This window comes from Frankia tisae, from assembly GCF_025403405.1.
Taxonomy (GTDB): Bacteria; Actinomycetota; Actinomycetes; order Frankiales; family Frankiaceae; genus Frankia; species Frankia tisai.
On record NZ_JANEZT010000359.1, the window covers coordinates 1 to 6,737 of the forward strand.

5 protein-coding genes are annotated in these 6,737 nt (G+C 71.3%); 4 read left to right on the forward strand and 1 reads right to left on the reverse strand.

Annotated features, from left to right (window positions below; translation table 11 throughout):
• Nucleotides 1-1,813 (forward strand): glycosyltransferase family 39 protein (locus NBZ85_RS25380; protein ID WP_438803108.1); only part of this gene is annotated, 1,813 nt, incomplete at its 5' end.
• Here the strand turns inward: NBZ85_RS25380 and NBZ85_RS25385 are convergent.
• Nucleotides 1,745-2,821: a glucose-1-phosphate thymidylyltransferase gene (locus NBZ85_RS25385; protein ID WP_261559432.1), complete on the reverse strand. Its 1,077-nt coding sequence runs from the start codon at nt 2,819-2,821 to the stop codon at nt 1,745-1,747. The two genes, NBZ85_RS25380 and NBZ85_RS25385, sit on opposite strands and share 69 nt — an antisense overlap.
• Nucleotides 2,822-3,106: 285 nt before the next feature.
• Here NBZ85_RS25385 and NBZ85_RS25390 point away from each other — a divergent pair, with 285 nt between their 5' ends.
• The 3 genes from NBZ85_RS25390 to NBZ85_RS25400 all read left to right on the forward strand — a co-directional run bounded on the left by NBZ85_RS25390 (nt 3,107) and on the right by NBZ85_RS25400 (nt 6,731).
• Nucleotides 3,107-4,708, forward strand: a complete 1,602-nt coding sequence (locus NBZ85_RS25390; RefSeq protein ID WP_372517791.1) for an LCP family protein — start codon at nt 3,107-3,109, stop codon at nt 4,706-4,708.
• A 93-nt stretch (nt 4,709-4,801) separates the two neighbouring features.
• The gene (gene rfbD, locus NBZ85_RS25395; protein ID WP_261559431.1) at nt 4,802-5,710 is read left to right on the forward strand and encodes a dTDP-4-dehydrorhamnose reductase; all 909 of its coding nucleotides are present in this window, start codon (nt 4,802-4,804) and stop codon (nt 5,708-5,710) included.
• Nucleotides 5,711-6,098: 388 nt separating this feature from the next.
• Nucleotides 6,099-6,731, forward strand: coding sequence for an acyl-CoA-like ligand-binding transcription factor (locus NBZ85_RS25400; protein ID WP_261559430.1), 633 nt, complete (start codon nt 6,099-6,101; stop codon nt 6,729-6,731).
• Nucleotides 6,732-6,737 lie beyond the last annotated feature (6 nt).

The window sequence follows — 6,737 nt, forward strand, 5'->3', positions numbered from 1 at the left end:
CCGGCCGGCTGAGCACCCGCCCCCGGCATCCGCGACTCGGGACGTGGGGCCGAGTCCTCGCCCCGCGCGCCGGGCGCGGCGAGGGCCGCTGCTGCTGGTGCTCATCACGGCGGTCCACTTGGCGATGCTGCTCAGCTACGCCTTCGTGTACCCCACCTGGACGGGTTACGACGAGGCCCAGCATGTCGACATGGTCTACGGGCTGCAGCACGGCGCCGGCTGGCCCGCCCCCGGCGAGAAGATGATCGCCACCGGGGTCGCGGCGACCTCGGACGACTTCGATCGCGGCCGCTATCAGGACATGTTCCAGTCGGGGGGGAAGCGGCGTGGGGCCGAGCCGTTCGCGGAGATCGCCCCGACACCGCGCGACCAGCGAAAGTCCTTCGACGGCCTCGGTGGCCCGACGCCGGTCGACGACGGTCGCCTGTCCAACCAGATGGTGCAGCATCCGCCACTGATCTACGCGGCCGGGGCGGTCCTGCTGCGCGCCCTGCCCGGCTCCGGCGGCTGGGCCTACGACCAGCAGGTCTTCGTGCTGCGCCTGCTGAACATCCTGGTCGTCGCGCCGCTGCCGCTGCTGGCCTGGCTCGCCGCCCGCCGTTTCGGTCTTGGCGAGCCCTCGGCGCTCGCGGCGGCAGCCCTGCCGCTGGCCATCCCCGGTTTCACCCGGGTCGGCGCCACCTTCAACAACGACGGCATCCTCATGCTCACCACCGGCGGGCTCACCGTGGTCCTGGCTGGGGTGCTGCGCGGCGACCTGCGGCGGCGTACCGCCCTATGGGCCGGTCTGTGGCTGGGGCTCGCGCTGCTGTCCAAGGCGTTCGCGCTCACCCTACCGGCGATGATCGTCGCTGCGTATCTGGTCGGGTGGTGGTGGCGGCGTGATGCGGCTGCGGCGGGGCCCGGCGCAGGTGTGTGGCGCCGGCTACGGGCGGCGGTCGCGTCCCTGCCGTGGATTCCCGCGGTGCTCGCGGTCGGCCTCGGTCTCGCGCTCGGTGGCTGGTGGTGGGTTCGTAACTACCTGTTGTACGACGCCGTGCAGCCCAACGGCTGGGCGACCAACCCGCCGAGGCGGGAGCCGCTGCTGCTCCCCGACTCGTTCCTGACCTGGTTCTGGTACTTCTTCCGCACGATGATCTCGAGATTCTGGGGTGGCCTCGGAATGTTCGAGCCGCCGCAGCTTTCCCCGATCGCGATCGTGCTTGCCACGGTCGCCATCGTCGGGCTTTGCGTGACGGCGGTCGTCGGCCGCCGCCGGGCCGGGCGGGCCGGGTGGTCGTCGCAAGCTGCCGCGATGGGGGTCCTGCTGCTGCCGGTGGCGTTCGCGTACCTCGAGGTCGGCCAGCGCAGTTGGGCGGAGTACCAGCGGTACACCCGTGGGATCGCCGTCCAGGGCCGGTATCTCTACCTCGGTCTGGTCGGGCTGGGGGTCGTGGCCGCCTTCGGCCTGCGTCGGGCACTGCCCGGACGTGAACGGCTGGCACCGCTGGTCCTGCTGGTCGGGGCGCTGCTCATGCAGGGCGCGGCCCTGCTTGCCATCTGCTCCTACTACTGGTTGCCGCGCCGGGTGTCGTTCACCCCGGCGCGGATCCCGGAGGTGGTGTCGGCCATCGGACGCTGGGCGCCGTTCCCCGTCGGAGTGACGATCGCCGTGTTCGTCCTGACCGCCCTGCTGTTCGCCGGGACCATCGCCGTCGCCGGGGCCCAGGCCCGGCGGCAGGGCTCCGCTGCGCCGTCGGTGGGATCAGGTCCCCGTCGTGGCGACGGAGACGCGGGAGTGGTCACCCAGCATGAGCCGGTGCGCCTTGGGTAGGGCGGCCGAGGGCACGACCTCGACGTCCCGACCGATCAGCGAATCCTCAATGCGCCCGATCCCACGGATCGTGGCCCGCTCCAGGACGATCGAGTACTCGATCTCGGTCCGTTCGATGGTGCAGGAATGGAAGATCGAGGTGAACGGGCCCACGTAGGTGTCGACCAGGGTGGTACCGCGCCCGATGATGGCCGGGCCCCGCACGGTGGAGCGGACCAGCGAGGCGCCGTCCTCGATCACGACTCGGCCGACGATCGAGCTGTCGGCGTCCACGGTGCCGCGGATCGCCGGCTCGATCGACTCCAGCAGGTGCCGGTTGGTCTCCAGCATGTCGGCCAGCCGGCCGGTGTCCTTCCAGTAGCCCTCGACCAGGTGGGAGGCGACCTCGTGGCCGCCGTCGACCAGCCACTGGATGGCCTCGGTGATCTCCAGTTCGCCGCGGGCTGACGGCTTGATCGAGCGCACCGCCTCGTGCACGACGGTGCCGAACATGTAGACGCCGACGAGCGCGAGATCACTCGGCGGGACGAGTGGCTTCTCGACGAGCCGGATGATGCGGCCCTCCGCGCCGAGTTCGGCGACGCCGAAGGCGGACGGGTTGTCCACCTTCGTCAGCAGGATCAGCGCGTCCGGGGTGGTTCGCCGGAACTCCGTCACCAGGCCGGCGATGCCGCCGATGATGAGGTTGTCCCCGAGGTACATGACGAACGGCTCGTCGGCGAGGAAATCGCGGGCGATGAGCACCGCGTGCGCGAGCCCGAGTGGCGCGTCCTGGCGGATGTAGGTCACGCGGATCCCGAACGCGGACCCGTCACCGACCGCCGCCTCGATCTCGGCGGCTGTCTCGCCGACGATGATCCCGACGTCGACGATCCCGGCGTCCCGGATGGCCTCAAGGCCGTAGAAGAGCACCGGTTTGTTCGCCACGGGGACAAGCTGCTTGGCGGAGGTGTGCGTGATCGGCCGCAGACGCGTTCCCGAGCCGCCGGCGAGGACGAGGGCTTTCATGATCCGGAACTCTATCGCGTCGTCTTGAACTAACTGAAAGTAACTACAGGTGTGGCGGCTGTTGCCGGATTGATCTGATCCTCTTTGCCCGGACGGGGTGTTGAAAATCCCCATCGGTGGCCCGTCTTTCCTACGGCATCGGGTGGGTGACGGGTGCGGGCCATTCGATACGGGTACGTTGAGTAGTCGAAGGGTTCGCTACGGCCAGCTGGCCGGGGACGTAGACCGGCCGGGCGGTCGCGCCATACCCGCGACGCATCTCCAGTCGCCTGGGAGGGGGGCACGGTGACCGAGGCGCCGTCGCGTCCACCGGGCGATCCGCAGACGGACGGCCGTGCCAGGCGGTCACGCCGGCGGACCCGCGCCCACCTCCCCGCCGGGGCTCGCCGGGCGGCGTTGGCGGCCCACATCATGCACGACACCCGCCGGGAGCGTTCGCCGCTGGGCCGGCTGCTGGTGCTGCTCGCCGGCGCGCTCTCGGCCCTCATCCTCATGACCACGATCGGTGGCTGGACCGCCTACGAGTACTTCGGGGCGCAGATCCACCGCATCCGGCTCGGCCTCGGTGACGACCGGCCGGCAGACGCCGCCTCCGGCAACCGCAACTACCTGTTGGTCGGCTCGGACAGCCGGGCCGGCACCGGCGGCGAGTACGAGAGCGGGGGGGCGGTGACCGACGAGCGGTCGGACACCACCATGATCGCCCATCTGGCCGCGGACGGGACGACCACGATGGTCTCCTTTCCCCGCGACACCCTGGTGCGCATCCCCGGGCACGGCCGCGGCAAACTGAACTCGGCGATCACTCTCGGTGGCCCCAGCCTGTTGATCAGGACAATCGAGAATCTGACCGACATCAAGATCGATCATTATGTCTCGATCGATCTCGCCGGTTTCAAGGAGATGACCGACGCCGTCGGCGGAGTCACCGTGTGCGTCAGGCCGTTGCCCGGCGGGGGCAGGTCGAACCTGTACGACCCGTGGTCGCAGTGGCGTGGCCGGGTCGGTGAGAACCGGCTGTCGGGGGAGCAGGCGCTGGCATTCGTGCGGCAACGCCACGGCCTGCCGGACAACGACTTCGACCGCATCCGTCGCCAGCAGCAGTTCGTCGGCGCGGTGTTCACGCAGGCGACCTCCTCCGGCGTGCTCACCAACCCGGTGCGGCTGGAGAACCTGCTGCATGCGGCGACGAAGGCGCTCACCGTCGACGACGGCACGAGCATCAACGACCTGCGGGCGCTGGCGACGCGGCTGCGCGGCATGTCCGCCGACCAGATCCGGTTCGAGACGATCCCGGTGCATGCGCCCACCGCCGCCGAGGGTGGCAATGCGCTCGGTGAGCTGCCCCGCTTCGGTTCCGTCCAGCTCTACGAGCCCATCACGCTGGAGAAGTTCCTCGAGCCCCTGCGAGGCCGGCCCGGCCGGGTCACGGTGCCGACGGCGAGCCCGTCGCCGACGGTGCCCCCGGCGAAGGTGGCCATCGACGTCTACAACGGCGCCGGGGTCAGCGGTCTGGCCACCTCGGCCGTCACCGCGCTGGAACGGGCCGGCTTCCAGGTCGGGCCGGCGCGAACGTGGCGTGCCGGCGTCCTGCGCACCACGCAGGTGCGGTACCACCCGGGCGCGGTGGATGCCGCCCGGACGGTCCAGGCCGCCGTGCCCGGCAGCCGGCTGCAGCAGGACGCCGCCGTCCCCGCCGGCTGGGTCAGTCTCGTGCTCGGCACCACCTTCGAGGTGGACACGATCACCGCCGCGGCGACGCCCGCCGGCAGCACCACGGCACCGACGGCCCCGGGCTCACAAGCGGGCACAGCCCGCGTGACGGCACCGGCCGCCCCCGCTCCCGCGACGACCGCCGCCGAGCTCACCTCGCGTTGCACCTACTGATCGCCACGCCGGCCCGATCGGCCCGGGCGCCGGTCGGTGCGGCGCGGCGGAGGGCGCCGCGATGTATGGCCGCCGGTCTGCCAGACTCTGGCCGTGCGTGTTCTCGTGACCGGTGCCGCCGGACAACTCGGCGCCGACCTGTGCCGGCTGCTCGAGGCCCGGCTGGCCGAACCGGACTCTCCCGTGCGGGCCTGGGCGGGCCTCGGCCGGGCCGAGCTGGACATCACCGATCCGGCGCGGGTCCGTGCCGTCCTGCGTGACCAGGCTCGGCCGGCGAAGATCCAGGGCGGCCTCGTCGTGATCAACACTGCGGCCTGGACGGACGTCGACGGCGCGGAGACCGACGAGTCCGGGGCCTACACCGTCAATGCCACCGGTCCCGCGCATCTCGCCGCCGCCTGCGCTGAGGTCGACGCCACGCTGGTGCACCTGTCCACCGACTACGTCTTCGACGGCCGGGCGACGAAGCCCTACGAGACCGGGGACGAGACCGGTCCGGCCTGCGCGTATGGCCGGACCAAGCTCGCGGGAGAGGGGGCCGTGCGGGCCCTGCTGCCGGCGTCGTCGTACGTCGTCCGCACCGCCTGGGTGTACGGCCGGACGGGTGGCAACTTCGTCAAGACCATCAGCCGGCTGGCCCGGGAGCGCGGGGCGGTCTCGGTCGTGGCCGACCAGACCGGCTCGCCGACCTGGTCGGCCGACCTGGCCGCCGGTCTACTGGACCTCGTCGCCTCGTCGGCGCCGCCCGGGGTCTACCACTGCACGAACACCGGCGAGACGACCTGGTACGGATTCGCCCGCCAGATCATGGCGGAGATCGGGCTCGACCCGGCCACGGTCAGCGCGACGACCACGGATTCCTTCCCCCGGCCCGCCGCACGGCCGGCCTACTCCGTGCTCTCCACGCGATCGTGGGCGGACGCGGGTCTCACCCCGCTGCGTCCCTGGGGCGAGGCCCTGCACGCTGCCTTCACTCTCGCCGGCGACGACCTGCGCGGCTGATTGGCGCCCCGCTCCCGCTCCCGCTTTCGCTTTCGGGGCGGGAAGCCTGCCTGGCCGAGCAGATCCGCCGCCCCGGGTGGCATCGGGGCCCCGCCCACCGGCGCCGGAACACGTTGCCGCGCCGCCCACCAGGCTGGCCCGGGTCTGCCGGGCAGATGGCGGCCAGGGTCGTGTCGAGGCCAGAGCACGGTTCCAGGCCAGGGCCAGGAGTCCGTTACTGAGCCCTTGGCGCAGTTTTGCACCGGATCGATGACGGACGGTGCGGAAGCCGCAGGTGTCCCTCTGTGTGCGGTTAGCTACGTTCAAAAATTCTTGCAGAGACTGAATAAATGCAGAGACTATAAGGTTGTAGTTACTGCATCCGATGAGAGGCCAGGCTGGGGGAACGATGACGCAGGCAGGCACCAACCGGGCGACCATGGAGCCGGCGGAGCTTGGCCTGCGGGAACGCAAGAAGCAGCGGACCCGCCGCGCGCTGCGGATCGCGGCCATCCGGCTCGTCGCCGAGCGCGGGCTGGACGGAGTCTCCGTCGACGACATCGCCGCCGCGGCGGAGGTCTCCACCCGGACCTTCTTCAACTACTTCCCCACGAAGGACGAGGCGATCGTCGGTCTCGACCCGGAGGACATCCGCGAGATCACCGAGGCAGTTTCCTCCCGGCCCGCCGACGAGAGTCCGTTGGAGGCCCTGCGCGCGGTCATGCTGCAGCGGGCCGCGCTCGTCGCCCCCGAACAGGCCGACCTCTGGCCGCTCCGGCTTTCGATCATCCGGCGGCATCCACACCTGATGGCGGCCAATGCGGCGAGCTGGAGCTCCTACGAGCACGCGCTCGCCGAGACCGTCGGCCGGCGCTGCGGCCTCGATCCGGCCCGCGACCCGTATCCCGCGGTGCTGGTCGCCGCGGTGCTGGCGGTCGTGCGCACCCTGTCGGTGCGCTGGCAGGAGTTCCCGGGCGCGCCGCTGGTCGAGGTGCTCGGCCAGGCGTTCGACAGCCTGGCCCGTGGCCTGCCGCCCCCGTAACCGCCC